Source organism: Blastococcus sp. SYSU D00669 (genome assembly GCF_054050715.1).
In genome coordinates, this window is the sequence record NZ_JBJGZV010000008.1 from 34,459 (window position 1) to 56,603 (window position 22,145).

Annotated in this window: 18 protein-coding genes and 1 pseudogene; 8 read left to right on the top strand and 11 right to left on the bottom strand. The window is 77.2% G+C overall.

Annotation, left to right across the window (positions count from 1 at the left end; all coding sequences use genetic code 11):
• Window positions 1-32 precede the first annotated feature (32 nt).
• Window positions 33-881 carry an alpha/beta fold hydrolase gene (locus ACI8AF_RS07810; RefSeq protein WP_456539118.1) on the top strand — a complete coding sequence of 283 codons (849 nt, stop codon included), beginning with the start codon at window positions 33-35 and terminating at the stop codon, window positions 879-881.
• An 85-nt stretch (window positions 882-966) separates the two neighbouring features.
• Here ACI8AF_RS07810 and ACI8AF_RS07815 read toward each other — a convergent pair whose 3' ends face one another.
• Both ACI8AF_RS07815 and ACI8AF_RS07820 read right to left on the bottom strand, forming a co-directional pair.
• Complete coding sequence (locus tag ACI8AF_RS07815; protein ID WP_456539119.1) at window positions 967-4,260, bottom strand: ATP-dependent helicase; 3,294 nt, start codon at window positions 4,258-4,260, stop codon at window positions 967-969.
• A complete protein-coding gene (locus ACI8AF_RS07820; protein ID WP_456539120.1) occupies window positions 4,257-5,981 on the bottom strand; it encodes a PD-(D/E)XK nuclease family protein in 1,725 nt (574 codons plus the stop codon). The genes ACI8AF_RS07815 and ACI8AF_RS07820 overlap by 4 nt, the downstream gene beginning before the upstream one ends.
• 128 nt (window positions 5,982-6,109) lie before the next feature.
• On the opposite strand from ACI8AF_RS07820, the gene ACI8AF_RS07825 reads away from it, so the two are divergent.
• Window positions 6,110-6,457: a hypothetical protein gene (locus ACI8AF_RS07825; RefSeq protein WP_456539121.1), complete on the top strand. Its 348-nt coding sequence runs from the start codon at window positions 6,110-6,112 to the stop codon at window positions 6,455-6,457.
• 260 nt (window positions 6,458-6,717) lie between these two features.
• On the opposite strand, the pseudogene ACI8AF_RS07830 reads toward ACI8AF_RS07825, so the two are convergent.
• Window positions 6,718-7,644, bottom strand: a pseudogene (locus tag ACI8AF_RS07830) (UvrD-helicase domain-containing protein); the annotation flags it as partial.
• 132 nt (window positions 7,645-7,776) lie between these two features.
• Here ACI8AF_RS07830 and ACI8AF_RS07835 point away from each other — a divergent pair.
• Both ACI8AF_RS07835 and ACI8AF_RS07840 read left to right on the top strand, forming a co-directional pair.
• Window positions 7,777-8,283, top strand: a complete 507-nt coding sequence (locus ACI8AF_RS07835; protein ID WP_456539122.1) for a SigE family RNA polymerase sigma factor — start codon at window positions 7,777-7,779, stop codon at window positions 8,281-8,283.
• Between the two features lie 3 nt (window positions 8,284-8,286).
• Entirely contained in the window at window positions 8,287-9,105 is an 819-nt protein-coding gene (locus ACI8AF_RS07840) for a hypothetical protein (protein ID WP_456539123.1), read from the top strand.
• Between the two features lie 6 nt (window positions 9,106-9,111).
• On the opposite strand, the gene ACI8AF_RS07845 is transcribed toward ACI8AF_RS07840, so the two are convergent.
• The 8 genes from ACI8AF_RS07845 to ACI8AF_RS07880 form a co-directional block, all read right to left on the bottom strand.
• Window positions 9,112-9,276 carry a hypothetical protein gene (locus ACI8AF_RS07845; protein WP_456539124.1) on the bottom strand — a complete coding sequence of 55 codons (165 nt, stop codon included), beginning with the start codon at window positions 9,274-9,276 and terminating at the stop codon, window positions 9,112-9,114.
• A gap of 72 nt (window positions 9,277-9,348) precedes the next feature.
• Window positions 9,349-9,642: an MGMT family protein gene (locus tag ACI8AF_RS07850; RefSeq protein ID WP_456539125.1), complete on the bottom strand. Its 294-nt coding sequence runs from the start codon at window positions 9,640-9,642 to the stop codon at window positions 9,349-9,351.
• Between the two features lie 5 nt (window positions 9,643-9,647).
• Entirely contained in the window at window positions 9,648-10,229 is a 582-nt protein-coding gene (locus ACI8AF_RS07855; protein ID WP_456539126.1) for a TIGR03086 family metal-binding protein, read from the bottom strand.
• Between the two features lie 129 nt (window positions 10,230-10,358).
• Window positions 10,359-11,519 (bottom strand): adenylyltransferase/sulfurtransferase MoeZ, encoded by a 1,161-nt coding sequence (gene moeZ / locus ACI8AF_RS07860; protein ID WP_456539127.1) that lies wholly within the window; start codon window positions 11,517-11,519, stop codon window positions 10,359-10,361.
• A gap of 103 nt (window positions 11,520-11,622) precedes the next feature.
• Window positions 11,623-13,248 (bottom strand): hypothetical protein, encoded by a 1,626-nt coding sequence (locus ACI8AF_RS07865; protein ID WP_456539128.1) that lies wholly within the window; start codon window positions 13,246-13,248, stop codon window positions 11,623-11,625.
• Window positions 13,245-14,159, bottom strand: a complete 915-nt coding sequence (locus tag ACI8AF_RS07870) for an ATP-binding cassette domain-containing protein (protein WP_456539129.1) — start codon at window positions 14,157-14,159, stop codon at window positions 13,245-13,247. Before ACI8AF_RS07870 ends, ACI8AF_RS07865 begins: the two co-directional genes overlap by 4 nt.
• 101 nt (window positions 14,160-14,260) lie before the next feature.
• Window positions 14,261-15,082 carry a DUF3152 domain-containing protein gene (locus tag ACI8AF_RS07875; protein WP_456539130.1) on the bottom strand — a complete coding sequence of 274 codons (822 nt, stop codon included), beginning with the start codon at window positions 15,080-15,082 and terminating at the stop codon, window positions 14,261-14,263.
• A 306-nt stretch (window positions 15,083-15,388) separates the two neighbouring features.
• A complete protein-coding gene (locus tag ACI8AF_RS07880; RefSeq protein ID WP_456539131.1) occupies window positions 15,389-16,372 on the bottom strand; it encodes an alpha/beta fold hydrolase in 984 nt (327 codons plus the stop codon).
• Between the two features lie 87 nt (window positions 16,373-16,459).
• Here ACI8AF_RS07880 and ACI8AF_RS07885 point away from each other — a divergent pair, with 87 nt between their 5' ends.
• From ACI8AF_RS07885 to ACI8AF_RS07900, 4 genes are read left to right on the top strand one after another with little or no spacing between them, the layout of a single operon-like run.
• Window positions 16,460-17,950 (top strand): protein kinase, encoded by a 1,491-nt coding sequence (locus ACI8AF_RS07885; protein ID WP_456539132.1) that lies wholly within the window; start codon window positions 16,460-16,462, stop codon window positions 17,948-17,950.
• Complete coding sequence (locus tag ACI8AF_RS07890; RefSeq protein ID WP_456539133.1) at window positions 17,943-19,619, top strand: serine/threonine-protein kinase; 1,677 nt, start codon at window positions 17,943-17,945, stop codon at window positions 19,617-19,619. Before ACI8AF_RS07885 ends, ACI8AF_RS07890 begins: the two co-directional genes overlap by 8 nt.
• A 17-nt stretch (window positions 19,620-19,636) precedes the next feature.
• Window positions 19,637-21,349, top strand: coding sequence for a protein kinase domain-containing protein (locus ACI8AF_RS07895; protein ID WP_456539134.1), 1,713 nt, complete (start codon window positions 19,637-19,639; stop codon window positions 21,347-21,349).
• 59 nt (window positions 21,350-21,408) lie between these two features.
• Window positions 21,409-22,044, top strand: a complete 636-nt coding sequence (locus tag ACI8AF_RS07900; RefSeq protein ID WP_456539135.1) for a TetR/AcrR family transcriptional regulator — start codon at window positions 21,409-21,411, stop codon at window positions 22,042-22,044.
• The last annotated feature ends 101 nt before the right edge of the window (window positions 22,045-22,145 follow it).

Here is a 22,145-nt window from a genome sequence, read left to right on the forward strand (position 1 = left end):
TAGCCGGGGGCTCCAGCGGCTACCGTCCGGGCATGCCCGGTGAGCTGATCAAGGCCGACGTCGGTGACCTCACGTTCGACGTCCGGGTCGACGGTCCCGACGACGGACGGCCGGTGCTGCTCCTGCACGGCTTCCCCGAGACGTCCGCGTGCTGGGCGCGGGTGACGCCGCTGCTCACCGCGGCCGGCCTGCGCACCTACGCGCCCGACCAGCTGGGCTACTCCCCCGGCGCCCGCCCGGCCGAGGTGGACGCCTACGCGACGACCAACCTGGCGCAGGTCACCGCCGACCTGATGACCGAGCTGGAGATCCCGGTCGCCGACGTCGTCGGGCACGACTGGGGCGCCAACGTGGCGTGGGCGCTGGCGGCCTGGCACCCCGACCGGGTGCGCTCGCTGACCGCCGTCTCGGTGCCGCACCCCGCGGCGTACACCGCCGCGTACCGCGGCGACCCGGAGCAGAAGGAGCGCTCGGGCTACATCCGGCTGTTCTGGCAGGCGGGCAAGGCCGAGGAGGTGCTGCTCGAGGACGACATGCGGCGGCTGCGCCGGATGCTCGGCACCGAGGCGGAGACCGGCATCCCGGCGGAGGCGGTCGAGGAGTACGTCGCCGTCCTGTCGGCGCCGGGGGCGCTGACCGCCGCGCTGAACTGGTACCGGGCGATGAGCTCGGCCACGCCGGTGGACGACGTCGCGGTGCCCACCACCTACGTGTGGAGCGACGGCGACGCCGCGATCGGCCGGACCGCCGCCGAGGGCTGCGCGAAGCACGTCACCGGCGACTACCGCTTCGTCGAGCTGCCCGGGGTGACGCACTGGATCCCCGAGCAGGCGCCACGGGAGCTGGCCACCGCGATCCTCGACCGCATCGCCTCCGTCTGAGGCGTCGGAGGCGTCACCCGCGCTTCGAGGCCGGGTCCAGAGGCTCGCCCCGAGCGTGCGAGGGGTGAGGAGGACGGGGCCTTCCTCAGTCCTCGGGCTCCGGCTCGTGCTCCTCGTCGTGGGCGGTGCCGGAGACGAGCGCGAGCAGGCCGGCCTCGTCGAGCAGGTCGACCGGGCGCAGGGTCCGGTTCGCCGCGACGTGGTGGAAGCCGGCGCTGACCCGCTCGACCGGCACGCCGGTCAGCCGCGACCAGCCCAGCCGGTAGGCGGCCAGCTGGACGCCCACGGCGGCGAGCTCGGCGCCCGACGGCGGCGGGCCGGTCTTCCAGTCGATGACCTCGTAGCCGCCGTCGGGGGTGGTGAACACCGCGTCGATGCGGCCGCGCAGGGTCAGCGGCCCCAGCGGCGTCTCGAACGGCACCTCCACCTCGATCGGCTGCCGGTCGGCCCAGACGCTGGCGAGGAACGCCTCCTGCAGCTCGGCCAGCGCACCGTCGGGCGCGGCCAGCTCGTCGCCGGAGCCGGGCAGCTCGTCGAGGTCGAGCAGCCGGGCCGAGCCGAACCGCTCCTCCAGCCAGGCGTGGAACGCGGTGCCGCGGCGGGCCTGCGGCGCCGGCGCGGCCGGCATCGGCCGGCGCAGCCGCCGGGCCAGCTCGGCGGGGTCGCGGCGCAGGGTCACCAGCGCCGACACCGACAGGTGCGCCGGCAGCGGGACGTCGACGGTCGGGCTGGCGTGCCGGGTCCGCTCGCGCAGCAGCAGGTCGGCGTCGCGCACCCACTGCTCCACCTCGTCGTCCGGCTCTCCGAGGCGGTCGGCGTCGAGCGGGTGCGGCACCGCCGCCCGGACCAGCTCCGCCGCCGCGGTCAGCGCCCGCCGGCGACCGGCCGAGAGCGGGTCGGCCGGCCAGATGCCGACCGGCCACTCCTCCAGCGCCGGGTTGGTGGCGTCGTCGGCCGGCGGCGGCGCCCAGTGCACGACCGCGCCGGCCCCGGCCTCGCAGGCGTCCTTCACGGTGAGCAGCAGGGACGACGGCCCGCACACGTTCTTGCCGTCGCGCCACCAGCTGCCCGAGCAGATCAGCAGCTCCCGCGCGCGGGTGACCGCGACGTACCCGAGCCGGACCTCCTCCTGGGTGCCGAAGTCCTTCCACGCCTGCACGTAGTCCTCGACCGCGGTCTTCACGTCGGCCTGGTCGCCCGAGCCGGGCGGCGGGAGCACGAGCGCGGGCAGCTCCGCGCGGTCGGTCAGCCGCAGGTCGGCCGGCAGCGCGCCCGGGTCCTTGATCCACGAGTCGCTCGTGTCGGTCTTCGCCGGGAACTGGTCGACGGTCAGGCCGGGGACGGCGACGACGTCCCACTCCAGGCCCTTCGCGGAGTGCCCGGTGAGCAGCTGCACGGCCTCGGGGTTGACCGCGACCTCGCCGGGCTCCAGGCCGCGCTCGCGCTCCTCGGCGTCACGCAGGTAGCCGAGGAAGGCCGGCAGCGACGGCAGCTCGGCGAGCTCGACGAACTCGGCGGCGACGGTGTGCAGGGCGTCGAGGTGGGTGCGGGCGCCGGCCGGGCTGACGTCGGGCGCGCTGGCCAGCTCGGTCTCCAGGCCGAGGGTGCGGGCCACCTCGTCGACCAGGTCGGGCAGCGACTCCCCGATCCGGCCGCGCAGGTGGGCCAGCTCGCCGGCCAGCCGGCGCATCCGCCGGTACCCGGGCATCGAGTACGCGTCGGCCGGACCGAGGTCGTCGAGCGCCTCGACGATGCTGCCGCGCTCCCGCGGGCCGTCGTCGTCGGCCGCCGCGTGGCGCTGGCGCACCAGGGCCCGCGCCCGGTCGTCGAGCGCGGCGAGGTCGCGCGGGCCGATCCGCCAGCGCGCGCCGGTGAGCAGCCGGCCGAGCGCGTCGCCGGCGGTCGGGTCGACCAGCACGGTCAGCGTCGCGATGACGTCGGACACCTCCGGGACGGCGAGCAGCCCGCCCAGGCCGACGACCTCGACCGGCACGCCGCGCTCGCGCAGCGCGGTGGCGATGCCGTGGAACTGCTTGCGCGCCCGGGCCAGCACCGCGATCGTCGGCCGCTCCGCGGCGTCGGTGTGCCAGCACCCGGCCAGCCGGTCGGCCAGCGCCTGCGTCTCCTCGGCCACGGTGTCGTAGAGGCCGACCTCGACCGTCCCGGCGCCCGCGGTGGGTGCGGCGGTGAGGTCGGGCAGCGGCTCGGCCGGCTCGGGCAGCATCCCGGCGACGGCGTTGGCCACCGCCAGCACCGCCCGGTCGTTGCGCCAGCTGGTGGCCAGCGTGAGCCGCTCGGCCCGGGCGCCGTCCCGGCCGGGGAAGGTGCGCGGGAACCGCTCGATGGTGCCGGCCGAGGCGCCGCGCCAGCCGTAGATCGACTGCCGCGGGTCGCCGACGGCGAGCACCGGGTGGCCCGTCGCCCCGCCGAACAGCGCCTCGAGCATGCGCAGCTGCCCGACGCTGGTGTCCTGGTACTCGTCGAGCAGCACCACCTGCCAGCGGGCCCGCTCCCGGCGGCCGACCTCGGGCGCGGCGACGGCGATCCGGGCCGCGTACGCGACCTGGTCGGCGTAGTCGATGGCGCCGGCGGCCCGCTTGCGCGCCTGGAAGCCCTCGACCAGCGGCAGCAGCGCGGCGCGTGCCCGCTGCCGCTCGATCACCTTCTGCACGTCGGCGTAGACGCCGCGCTTGCGCGGGGCGTCGGCGTACCCGCGCACCCGCCGCTCGAAGTGCTCGGTCCACGCCCGCAGCTGGGCCGGGGTGACGTCGTGCTCGCCCAGCTCGGCGGCCAGCGCCAGCACGTCCTCGACGGTGGCGAGCAGGCTGAGCGGGACGTCGGACATGTCGCCGGTGTAGGCGCCGGCGACCGCCGCGGCCTGCCCCCAGCACATGGCCGGTCCGAGCACCCCGGCGCCGGGCTCGATGCCGATGCGCAGGCCGTGCTCGGCGACCAGCGAGGCGGCGTAGCCGTGGTAGGTGGACACCGTCGGCAGCGCCAGCGCCAGCCGCTCGCGCAGGTCGGGCTCGGTGTCGGGGTGCCGGGCCAGCGCGCCCAGCCGCAGCCGCACCCGCTCGTTGAGCTCGCTGGCCGCCTTGCGGGTGAACGTGAGGCCGAGGATCGCCTCGGGCTCCACCACCCGGTTGGCCACCAGCCACGCGACCCGCGCGGCCATCGTCTCGGTCTTGCCCGACCCGGCGCCGGCGACCACGACCAGCGGCCGGTCGGCCGGCGCGGCGACCACGCGGGCCTGCTCGCCGGACGGCGCGTAGGACAGCCCGCACCGGGCGGCCACCTCGGCCGGGGTGAGCACCCGGCGCTCGGGCTCCGGCGGCTCCTCGGCGAAGAGGTCGTCGAACGACAGCTGATCGAGGCTCACCTGGTCACCTGGCCGCCGCGCTCGTGCAGCGGGCAGCTGCGCCGCGACGGGCAGCGGTCGCAGCCGCTGCCGGTGCGCACCTCGAAGGTGCCGGCCCCCATGCCCTCGCCGACGGTGGCCAGCAGCTCACCGGCCCACGTCTCGAGCACCGGGACGTCGGCCGGCAGCGGGTCCTGCGCCTGCTCCTTGGCGGCCCGGCCCGAGCCGATCTGCAGCAGCGCCGCGCCGCCGGCCTCGGTGCCGTGCTCGGCGAACGCGCCGGAGGCGATCGCCGCCTGGTAGGCGGCCAGCTGCCCGTGCTCGGCCAGCTCGTCGGCCGACGGCGTCGACCTGCCGGTCTTGAGGTCGACGACGAACAGCCGCCCTTCGGCGTCGCGCTCGAGCCGGTCGACCTGACCGCTGATCCGCGCCCGGCCGACCTGCACGGAGAAGTCGGCCTCGGCGGCCACCAGCTCGCGGGAGTTGCGGCCGTGCCAGGCGACGAACCGGTCGAGCATGTCGTGCGCGGTGGTCCGCTGCCGCTGGTCGGCCCACCCGGGCCCCAGGTCGAGCTCGTCGAGCTCGGCGTCGAGGGCGGCGCCGGCGTCCTCGGCCGGCAGGCCCTCGGCGACGCGCTGGGCCACCTCGTGCACCGCCGTGCCGACGGTGCGGTTGGTGTCGGGCGCGGGCTCGGCCCCGACCGCACCGAGCACCCAGCGCAGCGGGCACTTGCGGAACCCCTCGATCGCCGACGGGCGCACCCGCACCGGCTGGTCGGGGTCGACGAGCGGTGCGTCGTCGGACAGCGCGGCCAGGCCCCACCACGTCGACGGGTCGGCGCCCGGCACGCCCTCGTCGGCCAGCCGGCGCAGCACCGAGGCCGCGGTCGACCGGCGGGCGGCCGGCGTCCGCGGGTCGGCGAGCGCGCGGCGCAGGGTCGCGACCAGTGCGGGCAGGGTGAGCGAGCGCGGCAGCTCGGTGGGCGTGCGGCCCTCCTCCGGCGGCGGCTCGACCAGGTCGAGGAACCGCGAGGGGGCGGCGCCGGCGTCGGGGCCGTCGACGGCGCCCTGCACCGCGCTGACCACCAGCCGCCGGCGGGCGCGGGTGCAGGCGACGTAGAACAGCCGCCGCTCCTCGGCGAGGGCGAGCGTGCGCCGGTCGACCCGGGCGCCGTCGACGCCGGACGCGCGCTCGACGAGGTCCTCGGCGGCCAGCAGCGTCGTCCGGTCGCGCAGGTCGGGCCAGACGCCCTCCTGCACGCCGGCGACGCACACGAGGTCCCACTCCAGGCCCTTGGAGGCGTGCGCGGTGAGCAGCCGGACCGTCTCGGTCTGCACCGCTCGGGTCGCCCCGGTGTCGCCGGGCAGCTCCTGGGCGGAGAGGTGGTCGAGGAAGGCGCGGGGGTCGGCCGACGGCAGCCGGTCGACGAACCCGGCGGCCGCGTCGAACAGCGCCACGACGGCGTCGAGGTCGCGGTCGGCGACCGCGCCCGAGGTGCCGCCGGCGGCCGACGACCGCGCCCACCGGCCGGCCAGCCCGCTGCGCTGCCACATCGCCCACAGCACGTCCTCGACGGTGCCGCCGCCGGCCAGGGCGATGCGCCCCGCGGTGAGGACGGCGGAGACGCGCAGCGCCGGCCGGGCGACGTGCTCGGGCAGCTCGTCGAGCAGCGTGTCGTCGGCCAGCGCGGTGGGCAGCGGGGCGGCCCGCTCGGCCGGGGCGCCGCCCCGGGAGTTCCTCACAAAAAGCACCCCGCCCCGCGCCGCCCCCCCCCCCCCGCCCCCCGCCCCCCGCCCCCCCGCCCCCCCCCCCCCCGCCCCCCCCCCCCCCCCCCCCCCCCCCCCCCCCCTCGGCCGGGTCGACGCCGCGCGTGTTCAGCACGATCCGGACGGCGCGCCGCAGCCGGCGCAGGTCGAGCACGGTGGCCGCGCCCAGCGGCGAGGTGAGCAGCGCCTCGGCGGCCGTCTCGTCGAGGCCGACCGGCTCGGTGCCGCGGGGGGTGGCCGGCAGCAGCGCCGACACCGCGGAGAGGAAGGGCGCCACGGCCGGCTGCGCGGCCAGCGGCAGGTCGTCGGAGGACACCGCCACCGGCACGCCCGCCTGCGCCAGCGCCCGGCGCAGCGGGCCGAACGCGACGGCGCTGCGCACCACGACCGCCATCTCCGACCACGGCACGCCCTCGAGCAGGTGCGCCCGGCGCAGCCGGTCGGCCAGGTAGGCGGCCTCGACCGCGGCCGAGCCGAACACGTGCACCTCGGCCGACCCCGGCGGCGTGCCCTCCCCGGGGGCCAGCCGCCGGTGCTCCCACGGGCCGGGCAGGCCCTCGGCGACCCGGCGGCTGATCCGCAGCAGCTCCTCGCCCGAACGGCGGCAGACGCCGAGGGAGTGCCGCTCGGCGGGGCGGCCGTCGAGGTGGCGGAAGCGCTCCGGGAACTCGACGATGCCGCGCGGCTCGGCGCCGCGGAAGGCGTAGATCGCCTGGTCCGGGTCGCCCACGGCGACGAGGTTGCCGCCACCCCCGGCCAGCAGCTCGAGCAGCTCGACCTGCGCGGGGTCGGTGTCCTGGTACTCGTCGACGAACAGCCACCGGGCGCGCTCGCGCTCCTGCCGGAGCAGCTCGGGATCGCCGGCCAGCTCGTCGATGGCCGCCCGCACCAGCTCGGCCTGGTCGTAGCCCGAGGCGTCACCGCGGGCGACGGTGGCGAAGGAGGTGACCTGCTCGTACTGCTGCTGGAACGCCGCGGCGTGCGCCCAGTGCTCGTGACCGAGCTCCCGCCCCCACGCGACCAGCTGCGCGGCGTCGACCCCGCGCTCGGTGGCCCGGAGGAGGAACTCCCGCAGCTCGCTGCGGAACCCGTTGGTGGCCAGCGCCGGCGCCAGCTCGGCCGGCCAGCGGACGGCGCCCTCCTCCTCGACGTCGCCGCGCAGCAGCTCGGCGACGACCGCGTCCTGCTCGGCGGCGGTGAGCAGCCGCGGTGCCGGCTCGCCGCGCAGCACGGCGGCGCGGCGGAGCACCCCGTAGGCGTAGGAGTGGAAGGTGCGGGCCAGCGGCTCGCGGATCGTGCGCGCCACCCGGGCGGTCACCCGCGTGCGCAGCTCGGCGGCGGCCTTGCGGCTGAACGTCAGGACGAGGATCTGCTCGGGGTCGACGCCGTCCTCGATGCGGGTGGCGACCGCCTCGACGATCGTCGTGGTCTTGCCCGTGCCCGGGCCGGCGAGCACCAGCAGCGGGCCGCCCGGGTGGTCGACCACGGCCCGCTGCGTGGGGTCGAGCACCGGCGCCCCCGCGCGGACCGGCTCCCCCGTCACCAGCCGGTAGACCGGTGCGGCACCCCCGTGCGGCGCGGGGTCCGGGAGGTGTCCGCGCACTGCCACGCCTGCGATGGAAGCACGGCGCCCCGACACGACCGCGCAGCCTGTGACCGGTGTGGCGCAGGAGGCGGGCCCCGACGAAGGTCACGTTTCGGTCTCGGTGTCACCCGTCGGACCCCGCGGCGGGCGTGTTCGCCAGTGTCGGCACCGACGGGAGGGGGCGGCGTGCGGGACGACGACGCGACCTTCGAGGCGTTCGTCGCCGAGCGCTCGCCGGCGCTGCTGCGCACCGCGGTCCTGCTCACCCACGACCGCGGGCACGCCGAGGACCTGCTGCAGGCGGCCCTGGTCAAGACCTACCGGCACTGGCGGCGGGTGAGCGAGCGCGGCGACCCCTACGCCTACGTCCGGCGGGTGCTGGTCACCACGGCCGCCGGCTGGCGGCGGCGCCGCGTCGTCCAGGAGATCGTCGACCTGCCGCCCGGGGACCGGGCCGACGACCGGCCGTCGTCCGACCTGGCCGACCGCGACGAGCTCACCCGGGCGCTGGCGATGCTGCCGCCACGGATGCGGGCGGTGCTGGTGCTGCGCTTCTGGGAGGACCTGTCCGAGGCCGGCACCGCGGCCGCCCTCGGTTGCTCGGTGAACACGGTGAAGACCCAGACGGCGCGCGGCCTGGCCCGGCTGCGGGCGCTGCTCGGGGACCCGACGTACGCGAACGGAGGCCGCTGAGGCATGGACGTCGAGCAGCTGCTGCGCAGCAACTTCGCCGACCGCGCCGGCCGCGTCGACGGACCGCCGCCCGACCTGCACGCGACCGTCGTCGCCGGCGCGCGCCGCCGGCACCGCCGGGTGGTGGCCGGGGGGGTCGCGCTCGCCGTCGCCGTCGCCGTGGCGGTGTCGGTGCCCCTGCTGCGGGGCCCGTCGGGGGGGACGGCGACCCCGGAGGCCGCCGCGCCGACGGCCGCCGGCTCCCTGGGCGCGACGCGCGGGTCGCTGGCCGGCGACCTGGCCCTGCTCGAGGAGATCCGCCGGCTGAGCTGGGACACGGGGATGCCGTCCGACCCCGGCGCGCCGGTCGACCCGCCGCTGCCCTCGCGACGGGTGCTGTTCGCCGGCGAGGTGCCGGACGGGCAGGTGTGGGCGCTCGTGCAGGGGACGTTCCGGGACCGCCCGTACGTGGCGTGGTTCGGCGACCCGGAGCCCTCGGACGGCCTGGAGTTCACGCTGCTGGACGGCCCGGACGTGCTGCGGCCCGACACCGCGGTGGCCCTGCTGGACCGCGCCGGGAACGCCGGACCGCTGGTGGCCGTCGCCCGGGACGGCGACGAGCTGCGGGTCGGCGTCGTCCCGCCCGGGACGCCGGACGACGAGCCGGTCACGTCCTGGGAGCTGCCGACCCAGGACGGCGTCGGCATGGCCCGGATCGACCGCCAGGGCGGCGACGGCCTGCTCCGCCTGGAGGTGCACCGGGACGGCGCGCTCGCCCACGCGGTCCCGGTGGACGAGTTCGACTCCTCGACGCTCGAGGAGCAGGACCTCGACGGCGACTGAGGGACGTCAGACGGGCAGGGACTCCAGCAGCGCCGCCTCGCGCATCAGGTCGGCGGCCGTGGTGAGCCAGCCGGCGACGAGGAGCAGCGGGAAGGCTCTCTCCACGTCCAGGGACGCCGTCCCGGCGGAGAGCCCCGCCTGGGCCACCGCCCTGCACGCCATGGTGTTCATGTCCCTAGCGTCGGCAAACCGGCCGCCGATCTGAAGGTCGTGGGACGAAGGTTTCCGCGGTGGTAACACGGTTCAGTCGGGCCAGCCCACCGCGCGCAGGTCCACGCGCCCGTCGGGGGCGGGCACGCCCTCGGCGGCCAGCAGCTCCAGCTGGCGGGCGCGCACCGGCTCGGCGGCGGTGCCGTCGGCGCGCAGCACCCGCCACCACGGCACCGCCCCGCCGCCGGCCGACAGCGCCCGCGCCACCCGGCGCGGACCGACGCCGACCAGCCGGCCGACTGCCCCGTAGGTGCTCACCCGGCCGGGCGGGATCCGCTCGACGACGTCGAACACCGCCTCGTCGACGTCTAGCCCGGCCGCGTCCACCGCCGCTACAGCGGCCGGCGGCCGAACCGGGCGAGCAGGCGCTGCTGCGGCGACGCGGTGGCGGAGACGTCCAGCGGCGGGTCGAACAGGCCGGGGACGCCGTCCTCGGGGATGGCCTCCCCGATCAGCAGCGCCGCGGTGACCAGCTGGCCGTCGAGGTCGGTGTCGCCGTCGGTCGCCCGCGCCAGGTCCCAGGCGTGCACGGTCAGGTCGGCGATCAGCTCGAGGATGTACTGCGTGGCCGGCGTGGGCCCGCGCTCGAGGTGGACGGTGCGCACCAGGGCGTCGTCCTCGGCGAACGCCGACAGGGCGTTGTCGGCCGCCGACTCCCAGCCGGTCATCGGGTCGTCGCCGAGCAGGTCGCTCGTCGCGTCGGGGAAGCGGCCCTCGGCGTACGGCTCGCCGGCCACCAGCGGCGGCACCCACAGCATCTCGGTGACCAGGTGCGCCACGAGGTCCGCGACGGTCCACTCGGGCAGCGCCTCGTCCTCCCACTGGTCGGGATCGACGGCGTCCACCCGGTCGGTGAAGGACGCCTGGGCGCGCTGGAAGAGTTCGAGCAGCTCGGTGGGTGCGATCTCGGCCATGGGCGCCAGTACACAACGCGAGGGCCCGGCCCGCCTCCGCTGGGGGAGGCGGGCCGGGCCCGGGGAGGTGCTGGAACGGCCTCGTCCCCGGGCCCCGCGGCGCGTGCCGGGGGGAGGGACGAGGTCCTCTCAGTAGGTGGGGAGCGTCTTGTCGATGCGCGTCGCCCAGGCGGTCACGCCGCCCTGCACGTGCACGGCGTCCTTGAAGCCGGCGTTCTTCACCGCGGCGAGCACCTCGGCGGAGCGGACACCGGTCTTGCAGTGCAGCACGATCGGCTTGTCGTTCGGCAGCTGCGCGAGCGCCCGGCCGGAGAGGATCTCGTCCTTGGGGATGAGCGTCGCGCCCGGGATGGAGACGATCTCGTACTCGTTCTTCTCCCGGACGTCGATCAGCTCGAAGTCCTTGCCGGCGTCCATCATGTCCTTGAGCTCGTCGACGGTGATCGTCGAGCCGGCGGCCGCCTCCTGGGCCTCCACCGACACGACGCCGCAGAACGCCTCGTAGTCGATGAGGCCGGTGATCGGCTCCGCCTCGGGGTCCTTGCGCACCTTGATCGTGCGGAAGGTCATCTCCAGGGCGTCGTAGACCATGAGCCGGCCGAGCAGGGTCTCGCCGATGCCGGTGATGAGCTTGACCGCCTCGGTGGCCTGGATCGCGCCGATCGTCGCGCAGAGCACGCCGAGCACGCCGCCCTCGGCGCAGCTGGGGACCATCCCGGGCGGCGGGGGCACCGGGTAGAGGTCGCGGTAGTTCGGCCCGTGGTCGTTCCAGAAGACCGAGACCTGCCCGTCGAAGCGGTAGATCGACCCCCAGACGTAGGGCTTGCCGAGCAGCACGCAGGCGTCGTTGACCAGGTAGCGCGTGGCGAAGTTGTCGGTGCCGTCGACGACGAGGTCGTACTGGCTGAAGATCTCCAGCACGTTGTCGCTGTCCAGCCGCGTCTCGTGCAGCCGGACGTCGACGAGCGGGTTGATCTCCTTGATGGAGTCCCGCGCGCTCTCCGCCTTGGACCGGCCGACGTCGGACTGGCCGTGGATGATCTGGCGCTGCAGGTTCGACTCGTCGACCACGTCGAACTCGACGATGCCGAGCGTGCCCACGCCCGCGGCGGCCAGGTACATGAGCACCGGGGAACCCAGCCCGCCCGCACCGACGGCCAGCACCTTGGCGTTCTTCAGGCGCTTCTGCCCGTCCATCCCGACGTCCGGGATGATCAGGTGGCGGCTGTACCGGCGGACCTCGTCGATCGACAGATCGGCGGCGGGCTCCACCAGGGGTGGCAGGGACACGATCGCTCCTCGGGTTCGCGGACAGCGGCTCGCGGCCGCGTGTTCGTGCGCATAACAGCGTGGCACGCGCGCCTGTTCCCCCCGCACGGACGTGGTGGAGCTCTCAGCCGCGCAGGTCCCGGCGGGCGTACCCGGCCAGGCCGACGGCGGCGAGCAGCACCGCGACGGCGCACGTGCCGACGGCGCCGGCGAGGTCCGCCGGGACCGCCGGGACCGGGGCCACGTGGGCGAAGGGCGACCACCAGCGCACGGCGTCAGGCCAGTCGAAGGTGTCGGCCAGGACCAGCAGCAGGTAGCCGCCGGCGGCGGGCAGCGTGCCGAGGGGCAGCACCGCCGCCGGCGCCCAGCCGAGCGCGGTCAGCGCGGCGCCCAGGCAGAGCAGGGCGATCGGGACGACGTTGAGGGCGCCGGCCAGCGCGCTGCCCAGCCCCAGCCCGGCGCCGACCGCCGTCGCGCCGAGGAAGGCGGCCAGGCCGGCGACCGAGGCGAGCAGGACGACGGCCACCGCGACCGCCACCGCCTCGGTCACCGCCCACCGCGTGCGCGGGACGGGCCGGCTGAACAGCAGCGCGAACCGCCCCGCGGTCTCGTCGTGGGCGGTCGCCGCCACCCGGGCCGCGGCGAACGCGCCCACCGGCACGGCGAGCAGGGTGAACAGCGCCGAGACGTAGCCCTCCACCGAACCGAGCTGGGGGAACCCGGCCTGCGCGGCGAGCCGGGCGAACAGCGGGTTGTCCCGCAGGAAGTCGACCATCGCCGTCGTCAGGACGCCGATGAGCACGAAGTAGGCCCCGACGCCGGCGCCCCAGCCGAGCAGTGCCCGGCGGGTGCGGTGCACGGCCAGGCCCGGCAGCGAGCGCAGCAGCCGGCTCGGCGCGACGCGGCGGTCCCGGCCGCGCGATCGGCCGCTGCCGACGTCCCGCCCGTGGGCCAGCACGCCGGCGGCCAGCACGGACAGCGCCACCAGGGCCGCGAGGGCGGCGAGCCCCAGTGGGTCGTCCTCGGCGAACGGGGCGACCTCCTCCAGCAGCCCGAAGGGGGTGAGCCACCGCAGCCACAGCAGCGCCGGGACGCCGTCGGCGACCATCCGCGCGAGCAGGCCGCCGAGCAGGACCGCCACGGCCAGGCCGGAGGCCGACCGGCGGTCGGCGAACAGCTGGGCGGCGAGGACGCCGAGGGCGGCGCCCGTCGCGCCGGTGCCCCCGACGACGGCGCCGAAGAGCACCGCGCCGAGGGTGCCGGCACCGGTGACCAGCAGCCCGAGGGCGGCGGTGGCCCCCGGCACCGCGGCGGCGACGACGAGGACGGCGAGCTGGCGGCTCCCGAACGTGCGCAGCGTGAGGCGGCCGGCGAGCAGCAGGTCCGCCCGTCCCGCCTCCTCCTCGCCGCGGGTGACCCGGGTCGCGGTGAGCGCGGCCCAGATCCCGACGAGGACGCAGAGCACGGTGCCGGTGCGCCAGACGGTGAACCAGCCGGGGTCGTCGAGCGCGACGGGCGACCCGAACAGGGTGCGGATCGCCGGGTTCGCGGCGAGGGCGGCCACCGAGTCGCCGGTCAGAGCGCCGGCGACCCCGCGGTACTGCACCACCACGATCGCGGGCAGGACACCCGTGAGGACGGCGACGACCGCCGTCCCCCGGCGGACCTGCCGGACGACCGCACGGGAGACCGGGCCGCCGGCCGGCCGCAGCGGCCGGTCGGTCGCCGGGCGGACGGTCGTCGCGGTCACGCCGGCACCTCGCCGTAGTAGTCGAGGAAGATCTCCTCGAGCGAGGGCTCGCGGATGTCGATGCGCTGCACGTCGGCCTCCCCCAGCGCGCGCAGCACCGGACCGGGCGGCCCGGTCAGCGACAGCGCCAGCCGGCGGTCGGAGAGGCGGCGGAGGTCGGTGACCCCGGGCAGCTCGGCCAGGCGTGCGAGCTCCCCCGCCGGCGAGGCGAGGTCGACGACCACCTCCGACCGGCGCAGCCGGCGCAGGTCCTCCAGGCCGGCCACCTCGGCGAGCCGGCCGCTGCGCACGATCCCCACGCGGGTGCAGACCGCCTCCACCTCGGCCAGGTGGTGCGAGCTGAGGAACACCGTCCGGCCCTGCTCGGCGGCCTCGGCGATGCAGCGCCGGAACTCGCGCTCCACCAGCGGGTCGAGCCCGCTGGTCGGCTCGTCGAGGACGAGCAGCGGGGCGCGGGTGGCGAAGGCGGCGACGAGCGCGACCTTCTGCCGGTTGCCGGTGGAGTAGGTGCGGGCCCGGCGTCCCGGGTCGAGGTCGAAGCGCTGCACCAGCTCGTCCCGATGCGTCAGGTCGGTGCCCGGGCCGACGCCGGCGAGCAGGTCGAGGCACTCCTGGCCGGTCATCGCCGGCCAGAGCGCGACGTCCGCCGGCACGTAGGCGAGGTGCCGGTGCGCGCGCTCCACGTCGGCCGCCGGCACGTCGAAGATCCGGGCGGTGCCGCGGGTGGGCCGCAGCAGGCCGAGCAGCAGGCGGATCGTCGTCGACTTCCCGGCCCCGTTGGGTCCGAGAAAGCCGAACACCTCACCCGCCGGGACGGTCAGGGACAGGTCCTCCAGCGCCACCGTGGCGCCGAAGTGCTTCGTCAGCCCCTCGGCGCGCAGCGCGGGGACGGCAGGCGGGACGGTGGCCATGGCGGCAGCCCTTCGATCGCAGTCCGGTTCCGACTGCCGACCAGGCTTCCCGGCGCACCTGGGGAGACCGTAGCGCCGGACGCCCCGTCCCGGGAGAGGTTTCAGGGGTACGGCCAGGCGTTGCGGACGCAGCCGTCGAGGCCGAGCGTCTGCTGCTGCATGACCGGCGCGACCGCGCCCGGGCCGGGGCACTCCTCGTGCCCGTGGCCGAGGGCGTGGCCGACCTCGTGGTTGACCACGTACTGCCGGTAGGTCGCGATGTCGCCCTCGTAGTGGGGGACGGCGGTGGCCCAGCGGGCGAGGTTGATGACGGCGCGCTCGCCGTAGCGGCAGGAGGTGTAGCCGCCGGTGCCGACGCCCGGGCAGTAGCGCTCCATGTTGCCGGGGCTGACGAGCGTCACCTTGAACTCGTACTGGCCGGCCGCGGCGTCGGCGGCGCCGACCCGCTGGAACGCCATCCGCCCGCCGCTGCCCCACGACCGGGGGTCACCGAGCGTGGCCTCGACCGCCTGGGCGAACTGGACGCCGTCGACGCCGATGCCGTCCTCGACCTCGACGACGAAGCGCTGCACCGGGCCGGTGCCGTAGACCTGCGACGACCCGTCGACGATCGTCACGGTGCCGGCGCCCTGCTCCACGTAGGTCGCCGCCGCCGGGGCCGGGACGGTCTCGGTCGGCCCGGCGTCACCGGCGGCCGGCGGCGTCTCCGCCACCGGCGCCGTCGGCTCCGCGGTCGCGGACGGCGCGGCGGAACCGGACGCGGACCCCGACGCGGACCCCGAGGCGGACGCCACCGGCGCGCCGGACGACGCGGTCGTCGACGTCCCCGTCAGCACGATGTCGACCAGCGTGGCCAGGGTCGCGATCGTGAGCAGCGGGATCGCGTAGGCGCGCCAGCCCCAGCGCGCGACGAAGCGGCGCACCCGCCCCGGCGGCGGCGCCGGCCGCTCGCGGACCGGCCCACGGCGGGTCCGCGGCGGCGGGGCCGGACGCTCCCGCCGGACCGCGGGGACGGCGGGGCTGGTCGTGGGGCCGGCCGGCCGGGCCGCCGACGGCGGGACCGGTGGGCGACCGCGGGGCGCGGCGCGCGGCACCGGCGGCGGGGGCGCACCGGGCCGGCGTCTGGGGGCCGACGGACGGCCCGGAGGGGCGTCCGCCGGAGTCACCCGGCCAGAATGTCACGCAGCGTGGTGCTCGTGCGACAGGTCGACACGTCGGCACGCCGCCGGTCACGCCCGATCGGCGACCTCCTCCACCAGCCCCAGCACCGCCCGCGCGGTCGGTTCCGGCGCCTCCAGCATCGCCACGTGGCCGACGCCCTCGAGCACCAGCAGCCGCGCGTCGGGCAGCGTCGTCGCCAGCCTCGGCGCGAGCCGCGGGTCGACCAGCCGGTCGCGGTCGCCCCACACGACCAGCGTCGGCGTGGTCAGCCGGGCGGCGACCCGCCAGGCGGCGTTGACCCGCAGGTAGGAGGTGATCAGCCCGCGCATGCTGCGCACCAGGGCCCGGTCAGCCCACGGCTGGCCGGCGCGGTCGCGCATCTCCCGGACCGCCTCGTCGATCCGCTCGCGCGGCACCCGCTTCGGGTCGCCGAAGCACATCTCGACCATCCCGCGCACCTGCTGCTCGGGCGCGATGCCGGCCATCCGCTTCTCGGCCAGCCCGGCGACGCCGGGCACCAGCAGGAGCAGCAGCTGCTTGCTGAAGGCCGGCGGGACCCGGTAGACGGGCATGGCCGGGGAGACCAGCGTCAGCGAGGCGACCAGGTCGGGACGGCGGGCGGCGACCAGCAGCGCCACCAGCCCACCCAGGGAGTTGCCGAGCAGGTGCACCGGCCGCCCCTGCCCTTCCCCCGGCCGGGCGACGATGTGCTCGAGCAGCTCGACGACGGCGCGCACGTGGCCCCGCACGGTGTAGCGGTGCCGCCGCGGCGGCTGCGAGCGCCCGAAGCCCGGCAGGTCGAGGGCCCAGCCGTCGAACCGGACCCGCAGCAGCGCGGCCAGGTCGGTCCAGTTGGTCGAGGCGCCGCCGAGGCCGTGCACGTACAGCGCCCGCTCGCGCGGCGCCCCCTCGGCCGGCCCCTCGACGGGCCCGCTCCACGGGGTGTGGCGGACGAACAGCCCACCGATCTCCTCCCCCGGCCACGGCGGCGGGACGGCGTCGATGGACGGCAGCGGCACCTTGGAGGGGGACACGGGCAGGGGCGCGGGCACCCGATCGACGGTAGAGCGACCGAACTGCCTTCCGCCCGTCCGGCCCGCCCCCTAGCCTTCGCGCAATTTCGACGCGAGGCAGGGCGCATGGCGTTCCAGCACGGGGGGCGGGCCGGGGGCGGTCCGCAGACCGACCTCGGGATCCCCGGGCTCGGCCCGGGGGTCGCCGATGGCGCCACCACGGCCGGGGCGGTGTTCCGCGCCACCACGGCGGAGGGGCGGCCGGTGCGCGTCACGGTCGGTGCGGCCGGCCTCGACGACGTCGCCGTGCTGCGGTTCCGGTCCGACGCGCGGACCCTGGAGCAGCTCGGCCACCCCGCCCTCGCCCGCCTGGTGAGCTCGGGGCTGACCGCAGACCGCCGTCCCTACCTGGTCGCGACGAGCACCGGGAGCGCCACCGTCGCCGAGACGGTGACCGCGGCCGGCCCCGCCCCGTGGGCCCAGGCGCTCGTCCTGGGCGTCCACCTGGCGGACGCGCTCGCCGCGCTGCACGACGCCGGCCTGGTCCACGGGGCGTTCGGCCCGCACTGCGTCGAGCTGCCGTCCGCGGAGCGGCCGCTCGTGTTCGGCGTGGCGCTGCCGCGGGCGGCGGACGGGAGCGCGGCACCCGCCCCGACGGCGCTGGAGGAGCCGCACGTGCCCCCGGAGCGCCTCGACGGCGCCGCTCCCGCGCCGGCCGCCGACGTCTGGGCGCTCGGCTCGACGCTGTTCCTGCTGCTCACCGGCCGGGCGCCGTTCGAGGGGCCGGGCGGCCGCGGCGGGCTCGTCCGCCGCCTGCTCACCGAGCCGGTCCCCGATCTGCGCCGAGCCGGGGTCCCCGACGAGATCGCGGTCGTGGTCGGCGCCGCGACCGCGCGACCGCCGGGCGACCGGCCGACCGCCGCCGACCTCGCCCGCCGCCTGCAGGAGGTGCAGCGCCGGCTGGGGGTGCCGGTCACGCCCCTCGGCACCGGAGGGCCACCCGGCGGCGGCGACGAACCGGAGCCCGTCCGGCCCCGCACCGGCCGGCGCCGGGTGGTGGTCGCCGCCGTCGCCGCGGTCGTGGTCGCCCTCGCCGCCGCGGCGCTGGTGGTCCTGCTCCCCGGCGGCGGGAGCAGCGACGCGACGACCGGCTCGAGCACCTCGACCAGCAGCGAGCCGCTCCCCTCGGCGGCCGACTACGCGGCGGCCGACCTGCAGGGCACGTGGCAGGACACCGACACCCCGCTGCTGAGCTGCCGCAACGTGGCCGACGGCTGCGCCTCCTCCGGGCAGCGCGTCCTCGAGTTCAGCGTGCTCTGCGACGACGCCGACTGCTACCTGGCCGTCTACCCCGACGCCGACTGGAGCCCGGCCCCGCTCGTCCGGGAGGGCCGCCGGAGCTCGGCGACCGGCACCGTCCCGGAGCAGTCGGCGCACACCTGCGCGGGAGCGCCGGTCGCGACCACCTGGCAGGTGGAGTTCTCGGTCGTCGGCGTCGAGCCGCAGGACGACGGCTGGGTGGCCACCTCGCTCCGGGGCTCCTACTCCGAGACGAGCCCCGCCGGGGCGTGCGCCGGGGTCTCCGTCGAGTACGAGGTGGTGGCCAGCCGTGGCTGAGGCGACGGGGCGGCCGGCGCACCGGGCCGAGCGGTTCGGCCCCTACCGGCTCCAGCAGCTGCTCGGCCGGGGCGGCATGGGCGAGGTCTACCGCGCCTACGACACCGAGCACGACCGGGTCGTCGCCCTCAAGCTGCTCTCGCCGCTGCTGGCCGGCGACGACGGCTACCGGGAGCGGTTCCGCCGCGAGGCGCACATGGCCGCGCGGCTGTCCGAGCCGCACGTCGTGCCGATCCACCGGTTCGGAGAGTTCGAGGGCCGGCTGTACCTGGACATGCGCCTGGTGGAGGGCGACGACCTCGGCGCGGTCCTGGCCCGCGACGGCGCCCTGCCACCCGAACGCGCCGTCGCCGTCGTCGAGCAGGTCGCCGGCGCGCTCGACGCCGCCCACGCCGCCGGCCTCGTGCACCGCGACGTCAAGCCCTCGAACATCCTGCTCACCGGCTCGGGCAGCATCCCGTTCGCCTACCTGGTCGACTTCGGCATCGCCCGCTCGACCACCGACCAGACGGGTCCGGCGCTCACCTCCGTGGGCGCGGCCGTGGGGTCGTTCGACTACATGGCCCCCGAGCGCTTCCGCGAGGAGCCGGCCGACGGCCGGGTGGACGTGTACGCGCTCGCCTGCGTGCTCTTCGAGTGCCTGACCGGGCAGCGCCCGTTCCGCGGCGACGGGCTGGCGCCGCTCATGTACGCCCACCTGCACCTGCCGCCGCCGGCGCCGAGCCGGCAGCGCCCGGACGTGCCACCGGCGATGGACGAGGTCGTCGCCCGCGGCCTGGCCAAGGACCGGGACCAGCGCTACCCCACGGCCGGGGCGCTCGCCGCGGCGGCGCGCACGACGCTCGAGGAGCCGCGGCCGGGGGTGCGCACCACCGATCCGGGCGGGGGTGCGGACCGGCCGCGCGCCGGCACGACCGTCGTCCGCCGGCCGGCCGCGGGCGGCGCGAGGCACGAGACCCCCGTCGGACCGCCCCCGGAGATCCCGCCTCGGGTCCCGCCGGCGGTCCCTCCCCCGCCCCGGACCCCGCGGACGGGCGGACGGCGGCGCCGCACGGCGGTGGTGCTGTCCCTCGCCGCCGCGGTCGTCCTCGGCGCACTGCTGACCGGCTTCCTGGTGCTCCGCGACGACGACCCGGGGACGACGCAGGCCACGGAGCCCACGCGGACCACCGACGCGGGGCCGCCGACGGGCCGCGTCGCGCCGATCACCCCGGCGGCGGGCCTGGCGCAGGGGCTCCCGGCGGACTTCGCCCGGTCGGTCGTGCTGTCCCGCAGCTGGTCGCAGGACGCGGCACCGATCACCGCCTGCGAGAACTTCACCGACGGCTGCGCGCAGGCGCAGACGGCGTCGGTCTGGTTCCAGGTCACCTGCGCGAGCGCCTGCTCGGTCGAGCCCTTCCCCGGCAACGGCTACGGCGTGGCCACGCTCGGCGGGGACGGGACCACCTTCACCGCCTCCGGCACGACGCCGCCGCAGTACGCCTTCCTCTGCGACGGCCAGCCGGTGCCGACGACGTGGCAGCTGTCCTTCAGCGTCACCGAGGCCGAGTGGGACCCGGGCACGCGCGACCACCTGCCCACGCACGTGGTGGGGACCTGGCGGGAGACGGCCCCGGAGGGCGCCTGCCTCCCCCTGACCACCGCCTACGCCTTCGACATCACCTCCTGACCGGAACGAGGCTCCCCATGGACGATCCGCGGCACACGGGCCCGATCTCCGGCGGCCCGCCGGCCGTCCCCGGTGTCTCCGGGGCGGTGCCGCTCCGGCGGACCGGCTGGGGCGTCGTGCACCGGGGCACCCTCACCGCCGACGGGCGCCCGGTCGACGCGACCGTCTCCGACGCGCCGTTGTCGGGAGGCACCGCGGACGCGTTCGGCGTCGCGATCGCCCTGCTGCGGGTGGCGGGGCCGCACCCGGCGCTGCCGCCCCTCCTCGCCGGCGGGCTCACCCCCGACCGGCACGGTTACCTCGTGGTGCCCGCCGCGACGGGCATCGACCTGCGGCAGTGGATCCGGGAGCGGGGCCCGCTGCCCGTGCGGGACGCCGTGACCACGGCCGTGGCGGTCGCCGGAGCGCTGGGAGCGGCGCACGCGCGCGGGCTGGTGCACGGCGCGGTCGGTCCCGACGCCGTCCGCATCGACGGCGGTCCCGCGGGCCCGGGGGCGGTGCGGCTGGAGGACTTCGCCGTCCTGCCGGCCACGGCCGACACCCCCGAGGCCGGTGCCCGGCTCGACGAGCGGCTGGACTTCCAGGCACCCGAGCTCTTCTACGACGACCGGCCGACGACCGCGGCCGACGTCTTCGCCCTCGGCAGCACGCTCTTCCTCGCCCTCACCGGCCGCGGCCCCTTCACCGCCGGCGACGGCATGTCGGCCGCCATGCGGCGGCTGCTCGCCGACCCCGTGCCGGACCTGCGGCGCGAGGGGGTGCCCGGACCGGTCGCCGAGGCCGTCGAGCAGCTCACCGCCAAGCGGCCCGAGGCGCGGCCGACCGCGGGACGGGCCGAGCAGCTGCTGCGCCAGCTGCTCGCGCCGCCCGCGGCACCGGCCGGCACGACCCGCGAGGTGCGGCTGCCCGCGCTGCCGCCACCGCCGACGACGGCGGCGTCCGCCCCCGTCCCGGCCGCCGCGGCGGCGCCCCCCGCCGCGCCCCCACCGGTGCCCCCACCGGTGCCGCCGCCGGTGCCTCCGCCGGTGCCCACGGGCCCGACGTGGGGCGCCGCTCCCCCGTCCTTCCCGATGCCGGTGCCCCCGATGCCCCCGGTGCCGGCCGCCCCGCCGAGACGGACGGGCCGGGTCGTCGCCGTCGTGGCGTCGGCGGTGCTCGCCGTCGTCCTGGCCGTCGCGCTGGTCGCCTACGTCGCGCTCCAGGACGACGGGCCGGCCGCGGGGACGGCGGCCGCCACGACCACGGCCACGAGCACGGCCGCCACTCCCACCGAGCGGACGACGACCCCCCGGACCACGACCTCCAGGAGCACGGCGACCTCGACCTCCACCTCGACGTCGGCCGCCCCGCCACCCGTCGACCCGGCGCTGCAGGGCCGGTGGGCGGGCACGGGCACGCTGACCGCCTGCGACGGCTTCTCGAACGCCTGCCCGCCGACGCTGCCCCTGGACATGTCGATCACCTGCCAGGCGACGCAGTGCACGATCGCCGCGGTCGCCGGCTACAACCCGGCGGCGCTGCTGGGCGACCCGGCGGGGTACCGGTCCCGCGGCACGGTGCCGATCGGGTTGTCGCCGACGTGCGACGGGCGGCCGCTGTTCGCCGACTGGACGGTGACGTTCACGAGGCAGGGGGAGACCCTCGTGGGGACGTACACGGAGCTGACCCGGCAGTCCTTCGACTGCGGGCCCACCACGCAGGCCTGGGCCTTCACCCTGGGCCGTGCCTAGACCCGGCCCCGGTCCGGACCGCGCGGTCCCGGTGACCCGCCGGTAACATCTGCCGCGCCATGCAGAACCCCCGACAGGCGCCCGCCCCCGCCCGCCGCACGTCCCGCCTCCCCCGCGGCGCGCGGCGCATGCAGCTGCTCCAGGCCGCGCAGGACGTCTTCGTCGCGCAGGGTTTCCACGCCGCGGCGATGGACGACATCGCCGACCGGGCCGGCGTCAGCAAGCCGGTGCTCTACCAGCACTTCCCCGGCAAGCGGGAGCTGTACCTGGCGCTGCTGGAGACGCACGTCGACGAGCTGACCGAGCGCGTGGCCCAGGCCATGGCCGACACCGAGGACAACCGGGCCCGGGTCGACGGCGCCGTCGGTGCCTACTTCGACTTCATCGACGCCGAGGGCGAGGCCTTCCGCCTCGTCTTCGAGTCCGACCTGCGCAACGATGACGACGTCCGCGCGGTGGTCGACCGCGGCACCCGGGCCTGCGTCGAGGCGATCGCCGAGGTGATCGCCGGCGACACCGGGTCCGACCCCGAGCGCGCGCTGCTGCTGGCCTCGGGGCTCACCGGCCTGGCCGAGACCAGTGCCCGCTGGTGGCTGCCCCGCAAGGGCACCGTCTCCCGCGACGAGGCCGTGGCGCTCATGTCCGCGCTGGCGTGGCGCGGCATCTCCGGCTTCCCGCGGGTCGACGGCCAATGAAGGCCCCTCCTGCTCCCCACCGCTCGCACGCTCGCGGCGGGACCCTGCAGGAGGGCCGACCTCGTTCGCTCTCGGCGCACCTCGGCGGCACGTCCTCGCCG

Excerpts from the sequence above, each read along its gene's own strand:
- ACI8AF_RS07810 (WP_456539118.1), top strand. The coding sequence starts at position 33 with ATGCCCGGTGAGCTGATCAAGGCCGACGTCGGTGACCTCACGTTCGAC.
- ACI8AF_RS07855 (WP_456539126.1), bottom strand. The coding sequence starts at position 10,229 with ATGGCCGAGATCGCACCCACCGAGCTGCTCGAACTCTTCCAGCGCGCC.
- ACI8AF_RS07870 (WP_456539129.1), bottom strand. The coding sequence starts at position 14,159 with ATGGCCACCGTCCCGCCTGCCGTCCCCGCGCTGCGCGCCGAGGGGCTG.
- ACI8AF_RS07895 (WP_456539134.1), top strand. The coding sequence starts at position 19,637 with ATGGACGATCCGCGGCACACGGGCCCGATCTCCGGCGGCCCGCCGGCC.
- ACI8AF_RS07845 (WP_456539124.1), bottom strand. The coding sequence starts at position 9,276 with ATGAACACCATGGCGTGCAGGGCGGTGGCCCAGGCGGGGCTCTCCGCC.
- ACI8AF_RS07840 (WP_456539123.1), top strand. The coding sequence starts at position 8,287 with ATGGACGTCGAGCAGCTGCTGCGCAGCAACTTCGCCGACCGCGCCGGC.
- ACI8AF_RS07900 (WP_456539135.1), top strand. The coding sequence starts at position 21,409 with ATGCAGAACCCCCGACAGGCGCCCGCCCCCGCCCGCCGCACGTCCCGC.
- ACI8AF_RS07885 (WP_456539132.1), top strand. The coding sequence starts at position 16,460 with ATGGCGTTCCAGCACGGGGGGCGGGCCGGGGGCGGTCCGCAGACCGAC.